The 22,570-nt window shown below is 51.4% G+C and carries 17 protein-coding genes; all 17 read left to right on the forward strand.

All coding sequences use genetic code 11. The annotated features are described in order from the left end of the window. Position 1: 1 nt before the first annotated feature. The gene (locus tag KKH67_05235; GenBank protein MBU1318585.1) at positions 2-3,319 is read left to right on the forward strand and encodes a T9SS type A sorting domain-containing protein; all 3,318 of its coding nucleotides are present in this window, start codon (positions 2-4) and stop codon (positions 3,317-3,319) included. Positions 3,320-3,341: 22 nt separating this feature from the next. Next, positions 3,342-4,190 carry a hypothetical protein gene (locus KKH67_05240; GenBank protein ID MBU1318586.1) on the forward strand — a complete coding sequence of 283 codons (849 nt, stop codon included), beginning with the start codon at positions 3,342-3,344 and terminating at the stop codon, positions 4,188-4,190. A 25-nt stretch (positions 4,191-4,215) separates the two neighbouring features. Then, the gene (locus tag KKH67_05245) at positions 4,216-5,004 is read left to right on the forward strand and encodes a hypothetical protein (protein MBU1318587.1); all 789 of its coding nucleotides are present in this window, start codon (positions 4,216-4,218) and stop codon (positions 5,002-5,004) included. A gap of 182 nt (positions 5,005-5,186) precedes the next feature. Further along, a complete protein-coding gene (locus tag KKH67_05250) occupies positions 5,187-6,032 on the forward strand; it encodes an NHL repeat-containing protein (GenBank protein MBU1318588.1) in 846 nt (281 codons plus the stop codon). 3 nt (positions 6,033-6,035) lie between these two features. Continuing rightward, positions 6,036-9,362, forward strand: coding sequence for a hypothetical protein (locus tag KKH67_05255; protein MBU1318589.1), 3,327 nt, complete (start codon positions 6,036-6,038; stop codon positions 9,360-9,362). Further along, positions 9,362-11,017, forward strand: a complete 1,656-nt coding sequence (locus tag KKH67_05260; protein ID MBU1318590.1) for a hypothetical protein — start codon at positions 9,362-9,364, stop codon at positions 11,015-11,017. Before KKH67_05255 ends, KKH67_05260 begins: the two co-directional genes overlap by 1 nt. Further along, positions 11,017-11,874: a UbiA family prenyltransferase gene (locus KKH67_05265; protein MBU1318591.1), complete on the forward strand. Its 858-nt coding sequence runs from the start codon at positions 11,017-11,019 to the stop codon at positions 11,872-11,874. The genes KKH67_05260 and KKH67_05265 overlap by 1 nt, the downstream gene beginning before the upstream one ends. Before the next feature lie 41 nt (positions 11,875-11,915). Next, positions 11,916-12,797, forward strand: coding sequence for a hypothetical protein (locus tag KKH67_05270; GenBank protein ID MBU1318592.1), 882 nt, complete (start codon positions 11,916-11,918; stop codon positions 12,795-12,797). A gap of 42 nt (positions 12,798-12,839) precedes the next feature. Then, positions 12,840-13,826: an AAA family ATPase gene (locus KKH67_05275; protein ID MBU1318593.1), complete on the forward strand. Its 987-nt coding sequence runs from the start codon at positions 12,840-12,842 to the stop codon at positions 13,824-13,826. A 9-nt stretch (positions 13,827-13,835) separates the two neighbouring features. Beyond that, the gene (locus tag KKH67_05280) at positions 13,836-14,717 is read left to right on the forward strand and encodes a DUF58 domain-containing protein (protein MBU1318594.1); all 882 of its coding nucleotides are present in this window, start codon (positions 13,836-13,838) and stop codon (positions 14,715-14,717) included. Between the two features lie 17 nt (positions 14,718-14,734). Continuing rightward, the gene (locus tag KKH67_05285) at positions 14,735-15,691 is read left to right on the forward strand and encodes a hypothetical protein (protein ID MBU1318595.1); all 957 of its coding nucleotides are present in this window, start codon (positions 14,735-14,737) and stop codon (positions 15,689-15,691) included. Then, positions 15,688-16,683: a VWA domain-containing protein gene (locus tag KKH67_05290; protein MBU1318596.1), complete on the forward strand. Its 996-nt coding sequence runs from the start codon at positions 15,688-15,690 to the stop codon at positions 16,681-16,683. Before KKH67_05285 ends, KKH67_05290 begins: the two co-directional genes overlap by 4 nt. Before the next feature lie 50 nt (positions 16,684-16,733). Then, positions 16,734-17,756 carry a VWA domain-containing protein gene (locus tag KKH67_05295; protein MBU1318597.1) on the forward strand — a complete coding sequence of 341 codons (1,023 nt, stop codon included), beginning with the start codon at positions 16,734-16,736 and terminating at the stop codon, positions 17,754-17,756. Continuing rightward, a complete protein-coding gene (locus tag KKH67_05300; GenBank protein MBU1318598.1) occupies positions 17,753-18,559 on the forward strand; it encodes a tetratricopeptide repeat protein in 807 nt (268 codons plus the stop codon). The genes KKH67_05295 and KKH67_05300 overlap by 4 nt, the downstream gene beginning before the upstream one ends. Positions 18,560-18,562: 3 nt before the next feature. Beyond that, complete coding sequence (locus tag KKH67_05305) at positions 18,563-20,371, forward strand: BatD family protein (protein ID MBU1318599.1); 1,809 nt, start codon at positions 18,563-18,565, stop codon at positions 20,369-20,371. Next, positions 20,368-21,129 (forward strand): tetratricopeptide repeat protein, encoded by a 762-nt coding sequence (locus tag KKH67_05310; protein ID MBU1318600.1) that lies wholly within the window; start codon positions 20,368-20,370, stop codon positions 21,127-21,129. The genes KKH67_05305 and KKH67_05310 overlap by 4 nt, the downstream gene beginning before the upstream one ends. A gap of 99 nt (positions 21,130-21,228) precedes the next feature. Continuing rightward, positions 21,229-22,272: a flippase-like domain-containing protein gene (locus KKH67_05315; protein ID MBU1318601.1), complete on the forward strand. Its 1,044-nt coding sequence runs from the start codon at positions 21,229-21,231 to the stop codon at positions 22,270-22,272. Positions 22,273-22,570 lie beyond the last annotated feature (298 nt).

Below are 22,570 nucleotides of genomic sequence, written 5' to 3' on the forward strand. Positions count from 1 at the left end.
GATGGGTGAGAGCATCATGCAGGGATTGCAGATAACCAAACATCTGACGTTTATGATACTGGTGTGTCTCATAGCCATGCCTGTCCACGCGGATGTGCTGACTATCAAGAGCAAACAGGTGGATCAGTCTGAGTCATCTATTGATGAGATAGACGTCCACCAGTTCAAGAGCGGAGTTTCGAAGAACAACCTGCTCGGATTGACGCGAAAGTCGAATATGTCGTTGCCGGATGTGGCTCTCGACGCGAACGATGTTCGTACTGTCAGGATATGCGCGATCCGCGTGCAATTCCAATACGAGGATGTGGATGATCCAGCGACCACAGGGCGCGGGCATTTTGATTTTCGATCTCAGGCGCAATTCATCTCTGAAGAGGCGCACGAAATCGACATGGCTCCGCATAATACAACCTATTTCGAAACTCACCTTCGCGCGCTCAATGAGTACTGGAATGTAGTGTCGAAGGGTCGCGTCAATCTGACATACTCGGTCTTTCCGTCTCAGGACGATTCGGTCTACACACTGAACATGCCGATGGCGTCATACAGCACCTCGCCGCCTGATGAAGGACTGTTCAGGCTCTTCCATGAAGGCTTCACGCTTGCGGATGCGGATACGGAGATTGACTTCTCGGAATATGATGCATTTGTGTTGTTTCATGCGGGAGCCGATCAGCAGATGGATCTGTCATTTTCCGACACCCACACACCAAGCGATCTTTACACCGGATTTGCGGTCGTTCCGTCGCAATATCAAGTCATAGCCGACAACGGTGCGGTTACAGTGTCTGAAGTTGTCCTTATGCCGGAGGCGGTGTCGCAGGATAACCGTGTTGTAGCTCTCAATGGAGTGTTGGCTCACGAATTCGGTCACCAGCTGGGGCTTGTGGATCTGTATGACACGAGGACGTTTATGACGCAGGTTGGTGACTTTTCGCTCATGGACAATCAGGGACGGGGAACTGCTGCGGAGATTTATTTCGGTGATGCCGAATCATTCAGGTTTGTTCTCGATGTATTGCCGGTTTTTCCGGACGCATGGTCGCGGGCATATCTCGGTTTTGTTGATGTGGTCGAGGTGTCGAATATCAATGATATCGAGGTCTGGGCGGCAGAGATTCTCACTGATGAACCTCAGGTTATCAAAGTGCCCATAAGTGATTTCGAATACTATCTGATCGAGAATCGGCAGGTCGATTCAGACAGGGATGACAGCACGAATCTCAGAGTGGAAGCTGAGACGGGCGTCATTCTTGGTCCTGCTCCGGCGAGTGTCGAGGATCCCAGATATCTGACTCGCGATTACGACTTTTTCGTGCCGGGGTCTGGCATTCTGATCTGGCACATAGACGAAACCAGGGCATACTACGACTACGATTTGGACGGATTCAGCAATTTCCAGGATAATGCACTGCAGTGGTACAATTATTATCCGTGCCTTGTACCGAACAACCTTGGGCTTTGCATCGATTCGGTGCAGTGGGAAAACAGGCGATTTGTATCGCTGGTCGAGGCTGACGGCATTATCGATTTCGGCGGCAACTACCGCACCCGGTTCGGCAGCCCGTTCGATTTCTTCTTCGCAGGCAACAACAGCGCTCTGTCGCCGACTACTAACCCGTCGTCGCGCTCAAACTCCGGATCATACACGGGAATAAGAATATTCAATATATCAGAAATCGACACAATCATGACTCTTGATGTCCGTCTCGATTCGAGGCTGGACAATTTCCCCCAGTTCGTCAACTGGTCCGGCTTCCCGCCTGTGCTGGCTGACTGCGATGAAGACGGGATAGACGAGATATTTGTTTCGGGCAAGCAGTATCTTATCGCTGTCGAGGCTGACGGCAGCCCGGTAATCACTCCGCTTCCGGGCGAGGAAATCTATGATTCCAATTTCGTATTCTATGGCGACACGCTCCGGGGGGGCGGTTTCGTAATCGAAGAACTGAGGGCAATAGCATCAGTGCCGGCCGATGAAGAGATCGTTACTGCGCCGCTGGTTGCACAGCTCGATGATGACCCGGCGCTGGAGGTCTCAGTCGGAACCGATGCCGACCGTATCTATATCTGGGAAATTGCGGATGAAGATGACGACGGTGCTGCCGATCTTCAGATGGCCTTCGACGAGGCAGGTGGTGAAGTAATTGCCGGACCGATCGTTGTACCGCTGGGAGGTGAAGACATCGGTATCGGATTCGGAACAGAATCTGGATTCTATGTATACGATGTCGATGGGAACCTTCAGTCGAGTTTGAACGATGGCCCTGTAACCCACTTCGCGATCGGAATGATGGAAGCATACTACGTCACATCACGAACAGATGTCTCAACTTCAAAGCTGATGACGATGAACCATGCGACTATCTATGACTTCGGTGATGTGAACGTTGTCGGATTCACCGCCGCTGATCTGGATGGTTCTCAGGAGACCGACTTCGCTGCAATAACAGCAGACGGCAAGCTAATCATCCTGCTTAACGGTTCATCCTCAGGATTCGACATGGATGCAGTAGAGGTACAGGTTGCGGATAGTCTGGCGGGAGGAGTTGTCACTGCGGCTCTGGATCCGAGAGTGCCTCATTATCAGATACTGTTTGCGGGCAATAACAAAGTGTTCGCGTACAACTTCAATGGCACGCAGCTCGAGAATTTTCCCCAGGTGCTTGATCGTCATCACTCGACCGGGATTTTGGAGAGCACTCCGATAGTGGGCGACGTTGATAACGACGGTGCCCCTGAGATCATTGTCGGTACGGCAGCCGGCGAGCTCTTCGCCTGCAAGACTGATGGCAGACAGGCTGGAGACTTCCCGCGCTTTGGCGGGTCGTGGGGAGCACTCGGTTCAGCACTCATTGCCGGATCATCTGCGAATAACTTTGCAGGGATGCTCTTTACTGTGTCGGCGGACAACCGCATGTACGGCGCGCCTGTCAGAAGCAGACCACTCGTCGCTGAGCAGTCCTGGCTACAGGGTGGCAGAATATCGACTCTGTACAATTTCAGGCAAACTTCGAACTACGCTCCTCAGAGCGGTTCGTTGAGCGATGTGATTACTACGTTCTACAGCTATCCCAATCCCGCGAGCGAGTTCACAAATATCAGATACCGTTTGAGCGGACCGGGCAATGTGAAGATATCAATGTACGACGTCTCAGGCAGGCTTGTCTATGAGGATGATGCCCTCGGTGATAACGTGCCGGTAGACTACAGGTGGAATCTGGATGGCTATCCGTCCGGAGTTTATATCTGCAGGCTGGAAGCCAATTCAGGCGGTTCCAGTGAAGTTAGAACAAAGAAGATCGCAGTTGTCAGGTGACGACTGACGGGAGGAACAATAGATGCACAGAATCTCAATTTTGCTAATCATGATGGTTATGCTCTGTCTGGTATCAACTACCGTGTTCTCGGCGCAGGGCAACGATGAATCCGAGGAGATCGGAGATTTTCTGCAAACTGACCAGGGTGCATATCTGGAGAAGCTGGACAGGCTTACGGAAACGGATCCCGTTATGTATGCGGGATCGGGTGAGTTCAATGACTTTCCGATGTTTGACGGCGACATCTACTCGTCTGAACACCGATCGGTAGGCAAGGCTTTTCTCTATTCGATCGCCGTTCCGGGTCTGGGAGAGTATTACTCCGGATCGAAGCTGAAGGCAGGGATTTTCTTTGCTTTCGACATGCTTAGCTGGACACAGTATCTCACTAAGCACTCATCGGGGACGAAAAAAGAAGATGAGTTCGAGGATTATGCAGACAATCACTGGTCGCCTACAGAGTACACAATCTGGCTGATTGACACTCTGGGCAAGGAATCCGACGCTGATGTGGCTGGTTTCACGCATCATCTGCCTGATCAGAAAACCCAGCAGTACTATGAGATGATCGGCAAATGGGAGCAGTTCAAGCATGGCTGGGACGATTACGATCCGGTGAGAGATACGTCGTTTAACCGCGTATCGTACCTTTCAATGCGAGAGGACGCCAATAGCAAGCTCGAAAGCGCACGCACCTGGGCGATGGTGTCACTTGCGAATCACGTTCTGTCAGCGTTCGACGCTGCACTGTCGGCGAAGCGATTCAACAAGAAAAGAGATGTTTTCTCGGATGTCAATGTCAAGGCTCGGATGGCGAGGCGTGATGGTGAGCAAATCCCGGAACTTGTACTCACATACAAATTCTATTGATCTGCAGTGAGAGGATGTGAATACGTTGTTTAACAAAACTGCTTGTCTGGCTCTTCTGCTGCTGATGATATCGTCGTCCGCCTTCTGTTCGGATGGCAGCGTCTTTGTACCTCCAGACAATAATTACTTCTTTGTTTCGCAGGAACCATTCCAGCTTGCACAGGCAGGCAAAGATGAATGGGGAACGTCTTCGCAGACGGGATCGTTTTCGGATCGTCCCGCGGGACACAAATCTCCGGGCAGAGCGATTCTCTATTCACTCCTGCTGCCTGGCTTGGGTGAAGTCTATATCGGTGATTCCCGCACGAAGGCAACAATATTCTTTACCACTGAAATAGGTGTATGGTCAACAGTTCTTTTCTCGAGGCAGCTTGGTGGGTGGAAGAAAGACGATTACAGACAGTATGCCATTGCCAACGCAGGCGTTGATCCGACCGGCAAAGACGACGCATTCTGGGACATGGTTGGTTTCCACAATAGTCGGGATGACTACAACAAAGAGTCACGCGTCTATTCCAGAGACAATCCGTTCTATCCCGAGACTCCCGAATGGGATTGGCAATGGATGAGTGATGAAACCCGTGAGGCTTATCGCGATATTAAGAATGACTCTAAGTCCTATTATCGTGTTGCCAACTTCGCACTCGCCGGGGCTGCGCTCAACAGGGCGGTATCGATGTTCTTTGCATGGCGCAGTGCAAAAGGACACAACCGCTCGCTTGTCGACGAATTCTCGGGACTCAATTTCAGGGTCGTTCCGATGCCCAACGGCAGTTCTGCCGAATGCAGAATCGAATTTAGTCGAAGCTTCTGAGTTTGTGATTGGATCATATTCTTGTTGCGAGTGGGACACTGTGCACCTTAATTAGTTCAATGGTCGACTATTCATCAAAACAGTGCGTCAAGTGTCTTGCGGTGTCATTGCTGGTATTGACTAATCTTCTCGGACTGCCTGGCTGTGGCCCCAAATCCCCCTTCAATCGATCGAATGCAAGCATGGGCGATATTACCGGATATGTTTTTGTTGGGACGATTAGTGGCAGAATAGGGTCGCAGGTGCTGTCAAGGCCTGGTGCAATTGCGATGGATCCCCAGTGGAATCTGATCATTTGCGACGCCGGGAATCTCAGGCTTGTGAAAGTCAAGCCGGACGGGACATTTCTTGCTGAGATTGGCGGATTCGGTTTCTCACGTGAGAATTTCGCCGCAATCACGGACATTGCCACACCGGACCGTGTTAACTTCTATGTTCTCGACAGCTCCAATTCGAGAATTGTACGTCTCGATGACGATCTGAACTGGATATCTGCCACGAAAATCAGCACGCTTGCGGACAACGACAACGTCGGCAGGCTGCATGCGATAGCTGTAAATTCGTTCGGCGACATCTTCCTTTCCGATCCTGATAACAATCGGATCGTCAAGCTCGATCGGAAATATGAGTTGCTTCAGGAGCTCACCGGATATGGCGGCTTCTTTTTCCCGGGACGGCTGGCCATTGATGCTGATGATAATCTGTTCGTGGTTGGTCGCAATAGGAAGCAAATCGCCGCGTACGATAGCTACGATAATTTTCTGGGAGATGTTACAGCTAAACCTCTCGATGATCCTGCAGGGTTGTGGGTCGACAGACGGGGGGTCTTATATCTGGTCGACCGCAAATTGAATAGTGTCTCGATATTCGGTGGTGACGGCAAGGAGCTCTACTCATTCGGATCCACGGGCACTGGTGACTACCAGTTCCGGCGGGCAGAGAGCATATGCATCAATAACGAGGGCTGGATATTCGTCTCCGACACCGAAGGTGACAGGGTCATGGTCTTTCGTCCAAACAGGCAGTAGCCTATGCGGATCGGTGCCGGAATATTCCTCTTAGCGTGCTTGCTCAACGCGAGTTACTCGGCTGCATCTGATCTTCCGGTTAATAAAGAGACATTCTGTTTTGACAATGCGCCGACCGTTGTAAGACTCAAACACGGGAATATCATCCGCAATACTCTGGTTGTGACTGCAAATGGCCGCACTCTTTCGGACGATGAATATGATGTCGACGTGCCGACCGGTACGATTCAGTTTCTGACATCTTTGCCGATTCCAGTGAGTATAGAGATCGCTTACAGTCACCTCTGGTTTCAATTGCCCTCTTATTACTTCAAACGTAAATTGACGAACACCGAGGCACGTCCACCGTCGTATGGAGCCCCCTTGGACTTAAGTCCCGTGCATGGGCGGTCGCAAACTGAACACTCGAATAAGCTTCAGATATTTGGCAGCAAATCAATCGGTTTTAGAGCTGGAACCGGCGCTGATCTTGAGCTGAATCAGACTCTCAATGTTCAGATCGACGGATACCTGTCTGATAATCTGAAGGTGAGTGGAGTTCTATCAGATCAATCCAGCCCTGATGTCGGAGGGATTTCAACCTCACTGGGTGAGATCGACCGCGTGACTCTCAGCCTTGCATCAGACAACTTTCGCGCAGACATCGGTGATATCGTATTCGACCGTAAATTCGGCATGACATCTCGACTCACAAAAACACTGAAGGGGGGACAGGTTGCTGTGCATTCCGGGAATCTGCAGAGCGATCTGACTGTCGGTGGAATCAAATCAAAGCATGGCGCGCTGAGATCATTCGGTCGCGACGGTATCGCAGGACCGTATAAGCTGCTATCCAATGCAGGCAGATATACCGTGTCAATATTGCCCGGCACTGATCGCGTCTGGCTGGATGGACGTGCGCTTGTGCGGGGAGCCGATGCCGATTATCAAGTGGATTACCTGAGAGGCGAGTTGACGTTCTCCCCAAGGATCACTATCACGTCGCGCTCTCGCATTGAAGCGGATTTCGAGTACCTCGATGAGAACTACCGACAGGATTTCTATGCCGGATCGTTTCTCTTAGGCGACACGGCGTCATTCGCATCTGCAAGGATCGATTTCTTGCGGCAGTCCGACTCCAAAGATAATCCATCGCAGCTGGCATTGTCGCCGGGTGATATTGAATTGCTGGCTGACGCGGGTGATTCCAGCACTCTGGCCGCAAGGTCCGGTGTTGCGAAAGTCGATTCGGGACAGGGAAGCTACTTACAGGAAATAATCGAATCCGACACAGTTTACTCCTTTGTCGGATTGGGGAATGGCGATTATCAGGTAAGTTTTTCGTACTATGGCGAGGGAAAAGGTGACTACCGCTATCTGGGAGGGGGCGTCTACGAATTCATCGCCAGAGGCAAGGGTTCATATCTCCCGGTCGTATTTGTGCCGTTGCCGGAGCGCGCCGATGCCGTATCGCTGACAACACAGACAGGAAACGACGCGGTTTCGTTTCGATTCATCGGCACGGTCAGCGATCATGATCGAAACCTCGCATCGAACATTGGTGACAATGACAATACCGGATCGGATATGGGGGCGAGTCTATCAGTATCGCCTTTCGGTCGGCCGGATGCCGCTGCCGTTACGTGGGAGGCGACGGTTGAAGCGAGGCGATCTGAGAGCGAATTCTTCCTGCCGGGGAGGAAGTACGACGTGGAGCGAGATCGTGAATGGGGATTGCGGAGCGATTCTATTTTCAATGTATTGGAGCAAGTGTCCATCTCGCAGATGATTCATGCCGCAAGTTACGGGAGCCTTGCCGCGAGCTTTGGATTATACCAGGACCGCGATTTCATAGATGCCAACCGCTACGGCTACGTCGGTACATTGAGTCCGTTCAATCATCTTGCGGTGACTGTCTCTCGCTCTGATCGCAAATCGACCGACATTGTGGCTGACATGGATTCACGGTTGTATGAAGACGAAATTGCCGTCAGACTTGACGGAGGTATGATTCGCGCGTTCGGGCGTTGGAACGATGAGACCGATCTCAGACCACTCGATTCAACAGATTCCGGAAGGCGATATGATCGGTATACAACTGGCGCTGGTTTTGCAGGGGCATCATTGGATGTCGCCTATGAGAATCGCGAACTTCGACGGGAGGAGTGGCAAAAGGAATACGATTCCCGTGACGTGTCATTTGCATACACGAGCCGAGGTGGTGTTAGCGAGTCGAGTGTGATTGCAAGCATCACGCATCGTCGGGTTCATTACTTCATTCCGAATCAATACAATCAGTCGCAGCTCGCTACTTCGCTCGACTATCGACTAGGTGGATTTGGCAATCTCTTTGATCTATCGCTCAATTACCGCATCAGCAGGGAAGGAGTCGAGCGCACAAGCGAGAGTTTCATCAAGGTGGGTGAGGGGGAGGGAGAATTCAGGCATGAGGACGGCGTATATGTTCCGGATCCATTCGGTGACTACATTCGCGTGGAGGAAGTTCTTGGGACTGATGATGTTGGGATCAGCATAAGTCGTAGTCTGATTCTCTACACTCGACCGGAACACTGGAAGAGCTGTCCCGCCAGCCTCGCATTCCTGAAGAGGTTCACACTGGAAACGCACCTTCGCACCAGCGAAAATGGAGGTGAAAACGAGCGGTTCAACGCAGGTTGGATCGTGCCGTACGCGGGTGTATTTGAAGACACGCGGCGGAGCTATGGTAAGAACCTGAGGCAGACCACAAGAGTGGATTTGGGCAGGGGGATGTCGGTCTTTTCTTCATTCGAAGAGCAGCGCACCGCGAGGCCGATGCAGACACCTCAGTTGGCAGACTATGGCCTCACTCTGCTGAATCGTCTTGAATTCGACTTCAAGAAAGTGGTTCTCTATACTATCGAACATCGCTTCAAGAGACTCGATCAGAATTCGCGCTCGTATGGCGATGCCAGTTTCGTAGAGCATAGATTGGGGAATGTACTACGTTACCGGCCTGATCCTCGCTATGAGTTAGTTCTCAAACCGGCGTATCTGCGTGACATGAGCCGAAGCGATGATTTGGAGGTGACCATGTGGGAGGCTGCTGCGGAAGCGTCAAGGCAGATCGCGGGCACCGGTCGAGTGAGCGGGCGGTTTGCGTATCAGTCTGTTTCAGCCTCTCAAACTGAGCGGTTCATTCCATTTCAGTATGTCTCCGGAAGACGGCTCGGAGATAATCTCCAGTGGGGAGCGACTGTGGAATTGAGATTCAGCAGGAGTATCAGCACCAGCCTCTCGTACGATGGCGAGAAAATCCCGGAGATCGACACGCGTCACGTGTCTTCAGTATCAGTCAAGGCGAGGTTCTGATGCGAGCAATCTGCACACTCCTGATTTTGATCGGCTATTGTGCAACTGCACTGTGTGGCGATCTTGAAATCGTCATCATAGGAGATGATCGTGTGTCCGCGAGCGAGATCAGATATCTTCTGCATAATGACCTGCCGGATTCTGCTCTGATCGACAGTGTCTCTGACCTGTACTACTCGAAAGCTTACCCTGCTGCAATTGTATCGTTGGTTCACGGCGAGCGATCAGACACGCTAATCGTGACAACAGGAAATCGCTACTCAATCGGAGATGTCAGCCTGAGTGGCGATACTATGGATGTTGAAAATGTCTTCGGTGGGCGTATCTACAGAGGGGTCGCCGCGAATCGCAAGAACTTCGATGGCATCGCGAACAGCATAATTGATTATTATGGAGAAGGGGGCTATCCATTTGTCCAGGTGAGTGTCTCGGACATGTCTACTCCCGAGACCGGTGTAATCGATTTGGAACTAAATATCGTCACTGGACCTGAGACGATGTTTGACACATGCAGAATCCTGGGCGCCGATCCGGCGACTGCGAAGTACCTAAAGAGAATATCGAGCGTGAAGCCGCGCGAGAGATTCAATGCCGGCGATATTCTGGAATCGATCCGCATATTTCGTGCTCACAGATTTCTGTCGGTCGATGACAGTGCCTACCTTGATTTCAGGGATGACTACACAGTGTGCGTTCCAGTCTTCAGAGTGAGGCAGCTTCCAACGAATCTGCTTGAGGGCAGCATCGGTTACCAGCCTGCGTACGGCAATCAGTCGGCGTATGTGAGAGGATTCGCGCGGATTGAACTCGAGAATCTCTTTGGCAGAGGAAGGCGAATCTCATTCAGATACAACAAGAAGAATCCGATCTCGCACGAAGTCGCATTGGGCTATTATCAGCCCAATCTCTTCTATCAACCGTTGTCTGTTTCGACCGACCTGGAGCAACTGAAATTCGATAGTCTGTATCAGAAGCTCTCGGCGCAGTTGACGCTTGAGTATGGAAAGGGCAGGGGCGCAACGATTCGGCTATCAGGTGGGTGGGGCAAGTACACTCCGCTCGGATCGGTTTACCGAGGAGTGGTCCCTTCACGTCGCTGGTGGTGGGGGCTTGGATCGACAGCACAGAACACGCAGTCGAGGTTTTCGCAACGGGTCGATCTCGATATCGAGTACGGGATCAAGCAGCAGTTCGCTTTCGCCGGTGTCGAGCCTGCCGATACCAGAATCACAGATACGAGACTGCGCGGAAGCTATGTTCTTAGCATGCCGCTTCTTCACCGGCTTCAGCAGAAGATCGGAATATCCGGTGCGGGGATTGTAACCGATGAGGATTTGATTCCACCGTCGGATCTGTTAAGACTCGGAGGAGCCAGAAATCTTCGCGGATATCGTGAAGATCAGTTTCTCTGTTCTCGTTACGCACTATTTACGTTACAGCCCGAGTTGACGCTTGCGAAGAATGCACGATTTCACATCTTTGGAGATGGTGCGTGGTTCAGACAGTCATCGCCTGAATCGTTTTCACGATTCGGGGTCGGGGGAGGGTTTGAATTCGGGCTCTCCAATGGAAAACTACTGATGGACGTTGCCTGGGGCAAGAATGACAGCTTGGGCGACGGCAAGCTATACGCTACTCTGGAGAGTCGTTTCTGATGAGAACGATTTATCATATGCTGTTGATCGGCAGACCCGTCAACGAACTGATAATCTTCTGCTCTGTCGTGACTGCCGGATTTCTCCTGAGTGACGTGCCTCCTTTCAGCACTATTGCCATCGCTGCCCTGGGTGCTGCACTGGTCGGAGGATTCGGAAATGCCATAAACGATGCCGTAGATCACGTTTCCGATGCCGTCAACAAACCTGAGCGGCCGATTCCATCCGGTAGTCTGACTGTGGTACAGGGGTATTTCGCTGCCGGACTGCATCTGATCACGGGACTCGTGCTGGCGGGTCTGGTCAACGTTCCCTGTTTCAAGATCGCAGCGCTCGCAGCTCTGATGCTTCTTGGATATGCATTCATCGCGAAAAGAATTCCTTTTGTAGCGAATACCTGGATCGCATACGTCTCGGCTCTGAGTTTCATTTATGCCATGGCCATTGTCGATGACTGGCAGTGGTCACAGATAGGGCTCGCGTCGGCTGGATCGGTGTTTGTCTTCCTCTTCCACCTCGCGAGAGAAATCGTCAAAGACATCGAAGATATCTCCGGAGATACTGCCGCTGGAATCAGGACATTCCCCGCTCTCGTGGGGATCAGATTCGCCAAAGCAGTTGTTCTTGTCGTGTTTGCACTGCTCATAGCAGCAATGATCCTTGCGTACCTATGGCTGGCGCTGTTCCCGTATTTTCTCGTAGGTGCACTTGCTCTGATCGCAATTCCGCTTGTCTGGACATCATGGCTGCTTGTTAAGTCATCCGACAAATCCGGGTTTTACCGTGTGCAAACATACCTCAAAATCCTCATGCCGCTCGGGCTGCTGGTTCTTCTGATAGGACGGTTTACAAATTGATCTTGACACTCAGCACTAGCATCCTTAAATATGCCGACACTATGAAATTGACTCCCACGGTTATAGCCATTGTTCTCGTTACCATCATGCTGCCCGTTGTCGCGCTCGCCGACGATGGTGTCGAGTTTGACGTGAGCGCTGCGCCAGTGGAGTTGACTCTTCGGGATACTCTCATTCTCGAACTTGCAGTTACTATCACCGGTGATGATAGCAGGTTCGATATCGCTGAGCCTCCGGCACCGAAGATAGAAAATTTCGAGCTGATCTCCACTGGAAGCTCAAGCAAACGGATCGTCTCCTTGGAAGCACCCGCATTCAAGCGGATCACACGGCATCTCTTCTTGCCGCTTGCAGCGGGGCCAACGATCATCCCGGCGCTTTCCCTCGACTATGTTGAGGTCCAGACTGGCAGAGTTGTAAGATTGAAGTCGTCTGAGATCAGGGTTTCGGTTCTCCCGGACTCGGGTGGATCGGGCAGAATCGCAGGTCTGTTTCTACTGGCTGCAATTGTCCTGGTCATTACGATCACATCGATATACGTCTACAAGCGGACTCAGGAGAAACGGAAGCAGGTTGGGTCTAATACCGAATCGAGAGAGCCGGAGGCTAAACTGTCGGAAGCTCTTGACAAGGTGGGCATTCAACTCGCTCACGGAAAAACTGCAGATGCGCAACGAAACCTGATAGAGTCAGTCAAGATCTACCTTGCAGGTCGCTATGGCCTTCTTGCGACAGGATTGAGCGGCAAAGAGGCAGCTAAAGAACTGCATGAAGCTGGTGTACCTACTGCGGTGATACTCATATGGATACAGCTATTCGACTGGAGTGCGAGCCTCAAGTTTAGCGGACTCTCCAGAAGTGAATCCGATCTGGCTGCTGTGGTTTCAGAACTGCGACAGATCGTGGAACAATCACCCACCTAATCGCGTACGAATTGTTAATATGACAGCATTGATGGAGGAATAATGGATCAGGATATTCAAGAAATCCAGAAGAAGGTCGAGGAGGAGTCGTCATTTGTAGAGAAACTGACGGCTGAGATAAAGAAAGTGATTGTTGGCCAGGACTATCTTGTCGAGCGTCTGCTGGTTGGTATACTGGCGGACGGTCATGTTTTGCTCGAAGGAGTGCCGGGGTTGGCTAAGACACTATCGATCAAAACCCTGTCGGACGCAATTCAAACCAAGTTCCAGCGGATTCAGTTCACACCCGACCTACTTCCGGCGGATCTTATCGGCACGCTGGTCTACTCGCCTCAGGAAGGCAAGTTCTACCCGAGGAAGGGCCCTCTGTTTGCAAACATCATTCTCGCCGATGAGATAAACCGCGCTCCCGCCAAAGTGCAGAGCGCTTTGCTCGAGGCCATGCAGGAGCGTCAGGTCACGATTGGCGACACCACGTATCCGCTTGAAGCCCCGTTTATGGTTCTAGCGACGCAGAACCCGATTGAGCAGGAGGGAACCTATCCGCTACCCGAAGCGCAGATCGATCGTTTTATGCTGAAACTGAAGATCACTTATCCTGATAGGGATGGTGAACTCGAGATCATGAACCGAATGACGGTTAGAGACAAGCCGTTTGCCTCCCCGGTAGTATCCCCGGCCGACATTCTGAACGCTCGCAAGGTTGTCAGCGAGATTTATGTCGACGAGAAAGTGAAAGAATACATTGTCAATATCGTGATGGCTACCCGCGAACCGGAGAAGTTTGGATTGGATATCGGCGAGTTGATTGAATACGGCGCATCACCTCGCGCTACGATTTACCTGAACCTGGCCTCCAGAGCACATGCGTTTCTCAAGAGGCGTGGGTATATCACTCCTGAAGATGTGAAGGCAATCGGAATGGATGTCCTGCGCCACAGGATAATCTTGACCTATGAGGCGGAAGCTGAAGAACTGACGACGGAGGATATCGTTCAGAAGGTATTCGACACTGTAGAGGTTCCGTAAGAAGTGGCTATTGACACAGGAGAAATCCTCAAGAAGGTCCGTCGTATAGAAATCCGAACACGGCGGATTGTGAACGACCTGATATCCGGTGAATACCATTCCAGTTTCAAAGGTCAGGGGATGGAATTCGACGAAGTGCGGGAATACATGCCGGGTGATGACGTTCGCAGGATAGACTGGAATGTTACTGCGCGGTACGGAACGCCGTTCATAAAGAAATTTGCCGAAGAGCGCGAACTGACTGTCATCATCCTCATGGATGTTTCCGGTTCCAAGCGATTCGGAACGGTTGACTACTATAAGTCTGAATTAGCTGCCGAGCTGACAGCACTCCTCGCATTTGCTGCGATCAAGAACAATGACAAAGTCGGGATGATCTCATTTTCAGATCGAATCGAGAAATTCATTCCGCCCAAGAAAGGTCGAAGGAATGTCCTGAGGTTGATCCGCGAGGTACTCTATTCTGAGCCACAGAGTCGCGGGACGGATATCGGCGCTGCGCTGGAGTATTTCAACCGCGTGATCAAACGAAGAGCGGTTCTCTTCGTCATTTCAGATTTCATCGGTGACGACTTCCGCAAGCCGCTGATGATCGCGAGTCGGAAACACGATGCCATCGCTATCAATATCACCGACCCGCGCGAACTGAGAATGCCGGAATCAGGTCTGATGTTTCTTGAGGATGCAGAGACCGGCAAGAGGATGTGGGTAGACACATCGAGTTCCGCTACGCGAGGAGCCTTTGCGGAAGATGCTCGTATCAGGCAGGAGAGTGTGGCCGCGTTGTTCCGCCAACATAAGATCGATTATGTATCGCTATCAACTGAAGGCAGTTACATCGAAGCGTTAACAAGATTCTTTAAGCTTAGAGAATTGAAACGACACCATTGATGCGAGACATGAGTATCATGAAAATCAATATCTCGAATCTGTCGATGATCGCAATCTTGCTTGCGCTGTTTGGAATCGGAGCCGTCGCATTCGGCCAGCAGGGCGCTGTCACGGTGGAGTCTGCCATAGACCGACAGCAGGCATACATGGGCGACCGTCTCAGGTACACGCTAACGCTGACAACTGATTCCAATGTGGTCGTGGATTCGATTCCTATCGGAGAGAGTCTCGGCAAGTTTGAGATTAAGAAGAGAAGTTCCAGTTTATCGTCCGGAAAGCTCGGCAAGCTGACTCACAATATCGAGTTTGTTATTGCAGCATATGAAACAGGCCAACTCTGGATCCCGCGATTAACACTGCGATTCATTGCGACCGACGGCAGCATCACTGAAGCAGCGACTGATTCTCTTTCGGTCGTGATACTGAGTCTGGCATCCACTGATTCGCTCGCAGATATCAAAGGCTTGAAGCCGCCCATATACTTCGGAGGCCGATTCCCCTGGATTTACGTTGCGATCGCGTTGATCGTGCTGGCGGGTGTTCTGATTTGGCTCTGGAAGAGCCGCAGGAAAGCTCCGGACGCAGTAGCTGAGGTGAATTCTGTCGACAGACGGCCGCCATGGGTGATTGCGGAAGAGGAGTTGAAGAAGCTGAGAGAGTCCGATCTGCTGAGAGATGAGGAGTACAAGCTGTTCTATCTTCGGTTGACGGAGATATTGAAAACATACCTTGAACCTCGTTATGGCATTGACGCACTCGACCGGACAACAACCGAATTGAGAAATGAACTGAAGGCTATCGGTCTCGATCAGGCCGATTTCGATCTGCTGTTCGAGTTGTTTGTCAGCGCTGATCTTGTCAAATTCGCCAAGCTCCTGCCGTCGACGCATGAAGCTGAATCTGATTTCCAGAGAGGCTGGCGGTTTGTTCAGGATACCAGTAAGCGCCGATCTGAAGAGGTGGATGTGAAATGAGCTACGGTTTCGCGACACCGATCGCATTTGCTCTTCTGGCGATAATTCCGCTGCTGATCTTCTGGTTGGTCAGATACAGCCGCAGGCGAACATCCAGCATCCTCTTTCCCGACTTCAGACTGATCACGAAAACGAGTCCTGCCGGACGAATTTGGGCTGAATTCGTTTCACCCGGATTGCGCATCCTTGCGCTCGTGCTGTTGATTGTTGCGCTCGCCAGACCTCAGGAAAGCAGTGTCAATGTGGAGTCTGAAACGGAGGGTATCGACATCATCCTGACGCTCGATATCTCCGGGAGCATGAAGGCGGAGGATTTCAAGCCGCAGAATCGGCTCTATGTGGCTAAGCAAGTGATCAAAGAGTTCATTGCAGGCCGCACTTCCGACAGAATAGGACTTGTTGTCTTTGCGAAGGAGAGTTTCACCCAATGCCCCCTGACTCTCGATTACAACATCCTGCTTAAGTTTCTGGATGAAGTAACCTTCGGAATGGTGGAGGATGGGACCGCCATCGGGATGGCGATAGCGAACAGCTGCAACAGACTGAGAAACTCGCCCGCTAAGAACAAAGTGATCGTGCTGTTGACCGACGGCGTGAACAACGCCGGCGAGATAAATCCGGTTACTGCCGCTGAAATCGCCAAGACGCTCGGAATAAGAATATATGCTGTCGGAGCCGGCAAGCCGGGTCCTGCACCGTACCCAGTCGATGACCCGATTTTCGGCAGGCGATATGTCAATATCGAGAACGAAATTGATGAAGCATCTCTGCGTCAGATAGCGGATCTTACCGGCGGAAAGTACTACCGAGCCATGGATGAGAAAGGTCTGAAGCAGATTTACGACGAAATCTCATCGTTAGAAAGAACAAAGATCAAGACTAAACAGTATGTGCAATATCGAGAGTTGTATCTGTATTTTCTTGTCGCTGGATTAGGATTGATCCTGGTAGAAGTGGTTCTTTCGCAGACTCGATTCCGGAAGATACCGTAAGTGAAACAGGTGCCAGGATGCATCGTACAATACGTTAGCAAAGGTCGATAATGAAGTTTGCGAATGCTGACATTCTGTTTGCTCTGTTTGCGATACCGCTGCTGGTAATCTTTTTCTTCTGGGCAAAATATGCTCGTCAGCGAGCGAGAGACAGCTTTGCTCTGCCCTCCAAACTCAGCAGCCTTGCCGAGGACTATTCTCGTACAGGGCGTGTTACGAAGCATATATTCTTGCTGCTGGCACTGATATTTCTGGTGCTGGCTGCTGCGCGACCGCAGTGGGGCACTCACGCTGTCATGCTCAAGCGACAGGGCCTCGATATCATGATTATCCTCGATACATCCAAATCGATGGACGCCGAAGATATGAAACCGAGTCGTCTTGAGAAAGCGAAGCAGGAGATACGCGGCATTGTCGAGCGTTTGTCCGGTGATCGAGTCGGACTCGTGCTGTTTGCAGGTGCAAGCTTCGTTCACTGTCCTCTTACGCTGGACTATTCGGCATTCAATATTTTCATGGATGTCGTCGACAGCGATATTATCGAGACACAGGGGACAGCTATCGGTGATGCGGTCAAGACAGCAATCACCGCATTTGATCAATCTGAGCGGAAGTACAAGGTGATCATATTGATCACCGACGGTGAGGATCATGACACCAAGCCAATTGAAGCAGCCGAGAAAGCACATGAAGAGGGAATACGAATTTTCACCATAGGCATCGGGTCAGTGCGAGGCGAACCGATTCCGATCAAGAATCGGCGTGGGGATGTAGTCGGTTACAAGAAGAATGAAGATGGTTCGATCGTGATGTCGCAGTTGGATGAGCAAGCTCTACAGCGGATGGCAGATGTCACCGATGGACAATACTATCAAGCCACGGCCGGAGAAATTGAGCTCGATCGCATCTATGACGAAATTCTCGGCATGGAGAAGAAAGAGCTGGAAGGCTCGTTGATGACGCAGTACGAGGACAGGTTTCAATATCCCTTGGTTGCAGGAATAATCTTGCTTATACTGGAATTTCTGATCACCGACAAGAAGCTGGTGATTAGAGGACGGAAGAACTCATGAGAATTTGTTTGATAATTTTGGCGGTACTCATGCTGGCGACTGCCACTGCAAAGGCGGAGGAGTCGTTCAAGAAGTTGAACGATAAGGGTGGCAAGGCCTATGAGAAGGGCGATTATGCTGATGCACTGAAGCTGCTGGAAGAAGCCAGGAATGAGAATCCCGAGGACCCCGTCGTAAATTTCAATCTCGGAAGCGCATATCATCAGCAGGGTGATTATGACAGTGCCACTGCGACTTATAAGAACGTCATGGTCTCCAAGGACAGTACACTGCAGTCATACGCCAATTACAATGTCGGAAACACTGAATTCCGCAAGGGTGATTATGGCAAGGCTGTGGATGCATACAAGAAGAGTCTGGACTTGAACCCTGACGATCTTGATGCCAAGTACAACCTCGAACTTGCTCTCAGAAAGCTTGAAGAACAGCAGCAGCAACAGGATCAACAGCAGGATCAGGAGCAACAGAAGGACGAACAGCAAGACCAGCAGCAGAAACAGGATCAACAGGATAAGCAGCAACAGCAGGACAAGCAGGATCAGCAACAGGATCAAGATCAGCAAGACCAGCAGCAGAAACAGGATCAACAGGATAAGCAGCAACAGCAGGACAAGCAGCAGTCAGCGGCTGATGATAGCGATGAAGATCAACAACAAGAGCAATCGTCAGTGCAAGAGATGGAGATGAGCGAGGAGGATGCCGAGCGCCTCTTGAATGCCGTAATGGGCAATGACAGGGAAGTGCTCAAGAAGCTCGTCAAAGAGAAAGCGCCATCAGGCGGTTACAGCGGAAAGGACTGGTAAGAGTTGTTTCGGTGGGTCGCAACAATACTCCTGGCAATTACGCTGCCGGTCAGCCTCAGCGCTGACGATCTGACGTTCACCGCTGGAGTCGATCGCACGCAGGTCGCTGTCGGTGAGCAGATATCACTCGAACTGACCGTCGCAGGTTCTGTACAGGATCTTCCGGAGCCATCGACACCGCAGATAGCCGGATTCCAGGTCTTCGGTGCGGGACGTTCTCAGCAATTCTCATTCACAAATGGTGTGGTCTCTTCCTCAGTGACACACCGCTTTGTTCTCACGCCTCAGGCCGAAGGTTCACTGATTATCCCACGCCAATCGCTGTCTTACAAGGGGAAGACGTACGTCACGTCTCCAATCCAGATCACTGTGACCAAAGGTGCAGCAAGGGCGCCTCAGCAGTCGCAGCGAAGAGGGCAGCAGAGTGAGCAGACGAGCAACGGTCAATCAAGTGAGGACGACTTTTTCATCGAGACAGTAGTCAGCAAAGACACAATATACGTCAATGAACAACTAACTCTCACATTCAGGTTCTATCAGGGGAAGCGCCTCTATTCGGAACCCGAATACAAGCCTCCTTCAGCGACCGGCTTCTGGGTTGAGGATCTGCCGCCTCAGAAGAACTATTACAAGAACCTGCACGGCAGAGATTACTATGTAGCCGAAGTGAAGAGAGCGCTATTTCCGACTTCTCCGGGCGAAAAGACCATAGGATCGGCCTCTTTGGAAATCAAGGGCAATGATGTGATGTCTCTCTTTGACAGAGATCCTTTCGGCTTCTTCGAAAGAAGGCGATCATCCGTCAAGCCGGTCAGCCTTGGAACAGATCCGATCAACGTGGTGGTGCTCCCGCTACCGACAGAAGGCAAGCCGGTCGATTTCTCCGGCAGTGTCGGCAATTTCAAGATGTCAACCAGCATAGACAGGACCGAAGTAGAGGTCAATCAGCCGGTGACCGTCAGCATCAAACTGTCGGGTAGAGGCAATATCAAGACGCTGGCAGAACCGCAGATTCCGGATCTACCCGATTTCCGCGTATTCAATTCCGGCAAGGCAGAAGATGTCTCCAAGGCAGGGTATGTCGTTGGTGGCTCGAAGACATTCGAAACTACTTTTGTACCCAAGAAGCCGGGTACGTTCACCATTCCCGCAGTAGTTACGAATTACTTCGATCCGGAGAGTGGAGAATATAAGAAGCTGGTCGGACGGGACTACGAAATCAAAGTAGCTGGTGTTTCAAACGAAGAGATCGCGTCACGGTCGGGAGTCCTCCCTGGACGGCTCGCTCTTGTCGCGACGGACATAAGATTCATAATAACCAATCAGTCTGGCAGCGATTCATTCGGTGGCCTCTATGTTACGAATCCGATCTTCATTTTCATAGCTTGTCTGCCACTGATTGCGCTCGGCGTTGTGTTTGCGGTTAGACGCCACAAGGACAAGCTCGCCGGTGATGTCGGTTATCGACGACTGCGCCACGCTGTCAAGACAGCTCAGAAGCATTTGGCAGTGGCTGGCAGCCATCTAGACAAGAACGAGGCTGACCAGTTCTATACCGAAGTGAGCAGGGCGCTGTACGACTACATTGGCGACAAGTTCAATCTTTCGGCTCACGGATTGACCGAGAAGCAGATGAAGACACTGTTCAGCGAAAAGAAAGCAACCGAAGAAACTCAGTCGACTTTCTTTGGGATTGTCTCGACGTGCGATGAGGGAAGGTTCACGCCATCGAGCCACGAACCGGATGTCATGCGTGGCCTGTTGCAGCGGGCTCAGGAGTGGATCGTGAATTTCGAGCAGAACATAAAATGAAAACAATCTATCTAATCATGATTTTCGCGATTCTGTTGACAGCTATTGGCACAGCGAAAGCATCCGATGCGCTCGAATACGATTTCAATCAGGCGAACGAGGCGTATCAGAAGGGGGATTACGAGGAGGCAATCGACAACTACCTGAAGCTGGTTGCGGCTGGAATCGATAACAGCACCCTTCAATACAACCTCGGAAATGCCTATTTCAAGACAGACCAGCTGGGAATGGCAATAGCCTGCTATCACCGCGCGCTCAAGCTCGATCCGCGCAATGATGACATTCTCGCGAATCTTGAATTCGCCCGTCAGAATATGATCGATAAGGTCGATCCCACTGCCACGAGCCCGATCTGGAATTGGTACAGGTCGATTGTGCTCTACTATACTGCCAACGAATGGACTGTGCTGACATCGATCTTCCTGCTTCTCAGCGCTCTCATTCTGATCTACATGATCTGGACGAGGGAGCGCGGGATGATCGTCAAGGGCATCCTTTCTCTGCTGCTCGTACTGTTTATGATCTCTGGCATCTGCGGCGGCGTAAACATCAACCTCAACTACCTGAAATCGCGCGGGGCGATAGTCGTTCCAGAGGTCTCGATCAAAGCTGGACCGGGCGGGAGTTTCGATGAACAGTTCATCGCACACGAGGGATTGACGTTCGACATCCTCAAGCAGGAAAGTGGTTGGTATTTAGGCGTTTTCGACAATCGCTTAAAGGGTTGGATTAGGGTCGCGGACGCAACCAGGATCTGATCTCTTTCGCATTCATGCATTGATCCAGTCTCCATTTAATTGATTGACTTGAAGTTGGGGCGGGATTATCTTTCAATGCTCTAATGCATCAGGAGGAGGATGGGTCAGATCTTGAAATACAAGCGGGCATGGGGAATTGCTGTCGCAGCAATCCTCCTCTACCTGTCCTTTCATGACCTCGATCGCGAGAAAATATCGGACATCCTGTCCAGAGCCGACTACTGGATGCTGATTCCGGCTGCCATTGCTGCCTTCGCAGTGAACTTGTTCAAGGCGCTCCGATGGCGGGTTATCATGGATCCGGTCAAGAGCATCTCGGTGCGGCAGATCTTGTCGATATTCTCCGTCAGCCAGATGGTGAATGTCTCCCTTCCGGCGCTGACCGGTCAGGCCGCGCGGGTGCTTCTGGTGTCGAAACGTGCCGGACTTCCTAAGACGTACTGCGCAACGACGGTCGTCCTTGAAGTGCTCTTTGACGGCATCTCGCTGGTGATTCTGATGCTCGCCTGCTCGACTGTGATCGTGTTTCCGGGCTGGCTCTCCAGATCGGGACTGCTGGCGGGGATTACGCTCGTGGTTCTCTTGATATTGCTTTTGCTCGTCGTCCACAACCGGCGCAAACTCCGCATATTCGGACGGAGGCGTCTCAAAGTCCGCTATCCGAGGTTCTTCGAGAAAATTCGTCATGTGGCGGGGTCATTCGCAGATGCGCTCGATATGCTCAAGAGCACGCGGCATACTCTGCTGACTGCACTCTTCTCGGTTGGACTCTGGGCTGCTCATGCGTTCGTGATAATCTTTCTGTTCAAGGCGCTCGGTCTCACGGTGCCGATCTGGGGCGCGATTGTGATACTCGCGGTCAATTCGGTGTTGTTGATGTTTCCGATTACACCCGGCAATCTCGGCACATTCCAGTGGGCATGCGTCGCGGGCATGGCGCTGTTTCATGTCGGCAAATCCGAGGCTGTCAGCTTTTCGATAGTCCTGCAAGTGATGGATCTCGTGCCGGTATTCCTGGCGGGTTTGTTCTTTCTCTATCTCGATCATATGCGCTACTCCGAAATCAGGGACGAGGCGATCAAGGAATCGGAAGATGGCCACGACGGCGTCGAGAAAGAGGAAGTTGTTGTAGAAGGGGAGTAGGATTGCGGTGTAGGGCAGAATCCCGGAGCGTAGAGGAGTGGTTCTGCCAATGTCCGTGGGCGGCAGATGTCCAGAGGCTGTCCCACAAGTCACTTATTGTCGATTCATATTGCCATTTGTGGTGTGGAGATATTGTCAAGAGTTGTGGATGATTGTTTTGATAGTATCCTCAAGTTCTCCAGTTATGCGGCTTCCTTTATTTCTCCATCAACGAACTTAACACCTTCAATGACTTTGGTAATGAGTTTATGGGCATTGATTCGTCGCCAGTGTTTTTCAGCCTGTCGTGCGAGCTTAA

It is taken from the genome of Candidatus Zixiibacteriota bacterium (assembly GCA_018820315.1).
Lineage (GTDB): Bacteria > Zixibacteria > MSB-5A5 > JAABVY01 > JAHJOQ01 > JAHJOQ01.

Coding starts and splice junctions, on each gene's coding strand:
- KKH67_05235 (MBU1318585.1), top strand. CDS start 2: ATGGGTGAGAGCATCATGCAGGGATTGCAGATAACCAAACATCTGACG.
- KKH67_05240 (MBU1318586.1), top strand. CDS start 3,342: ATGCACAGAATCTCAATTTTGCTAATCATGATGGTTATGCTCTGTCTG.
- KKH67_05250 (MBU1318588.1), top strand. CDS start 5,187: ATGGGCGATATTACCGGATATGTTTTTGTTGGGACGATTAGTGGCAGA.
- KKH67_05255 (MBU1318589.1), top strand. CDS start 6,036: ATGCGGATCGGTGCCGGAATATTCCTCTTAGCGTGCTTGCTCAACGCG.
- KKH67_05260 (MBU1318590.1), top strand. CDS start 9,362: ATGCGAGCAATCTGCACACTCCTGATTTTGATCGGCTATTGTGCAACT.
- KKH67_05265 (MBU1318591.1), top strand. CDS start 11,017: ATGAGAACGATTTATCATATGCTGTTGATCGGCAGACCCGTCAACGAA.
- KKH67_05270 (MBU1318592.1), top strand. CDS start 11,916: ATGAAATTGACTCCCACGGTTATAGCCATTGTTCTCGTTACCATCATG.
- KKH67_05275 (MBU1318593.1), top strand. CDS start 12,840: ATGGATCAGGATATTCAAGAAATCCAGAAGAAGGTCGAGGAGGAGTCG.
- KKH67_05285 (MBU1318595.1), top strand. CDS start 14,735: ATGAAAATCAATATCTCGAATCTGTCGATGATCGCAATCTTGCTTGCG.
- KKH67_05290 (MBU1318596.1), top strand. CDS start 15,688: ATGAGCTACGGTTTCGCGACACCGATCGCATTTGCTCTTCTGGCGATA.
- KKH67_05295 (MBU1318597.1), top strand. CDS start 16,734: ATGAAGTTTGCGAATGCTGACATTCTGTTTGCTCTGTTTGCGATACCG.
- KKH67_05300 (MBU1318598.1), top strand. CDS start 17,753: ATGAGAATTTGTTTGATAATTTTGGCGGTACTCATGCTGGCGACTGCC.
- KKH67_05310 (MBU1318600.1), top strand. CDS start 20,368: ATGAAAACAATCTATCTAATCATGATTTTCGCGATTCTGTTGACAGCT.
- KKH67_05315 (MBU1318601.1), top strand. CDS start 21,229: ATGGGTCAGATCTTGAAATACAAGCGGGCATGGGGAATTGCTGTCGCA.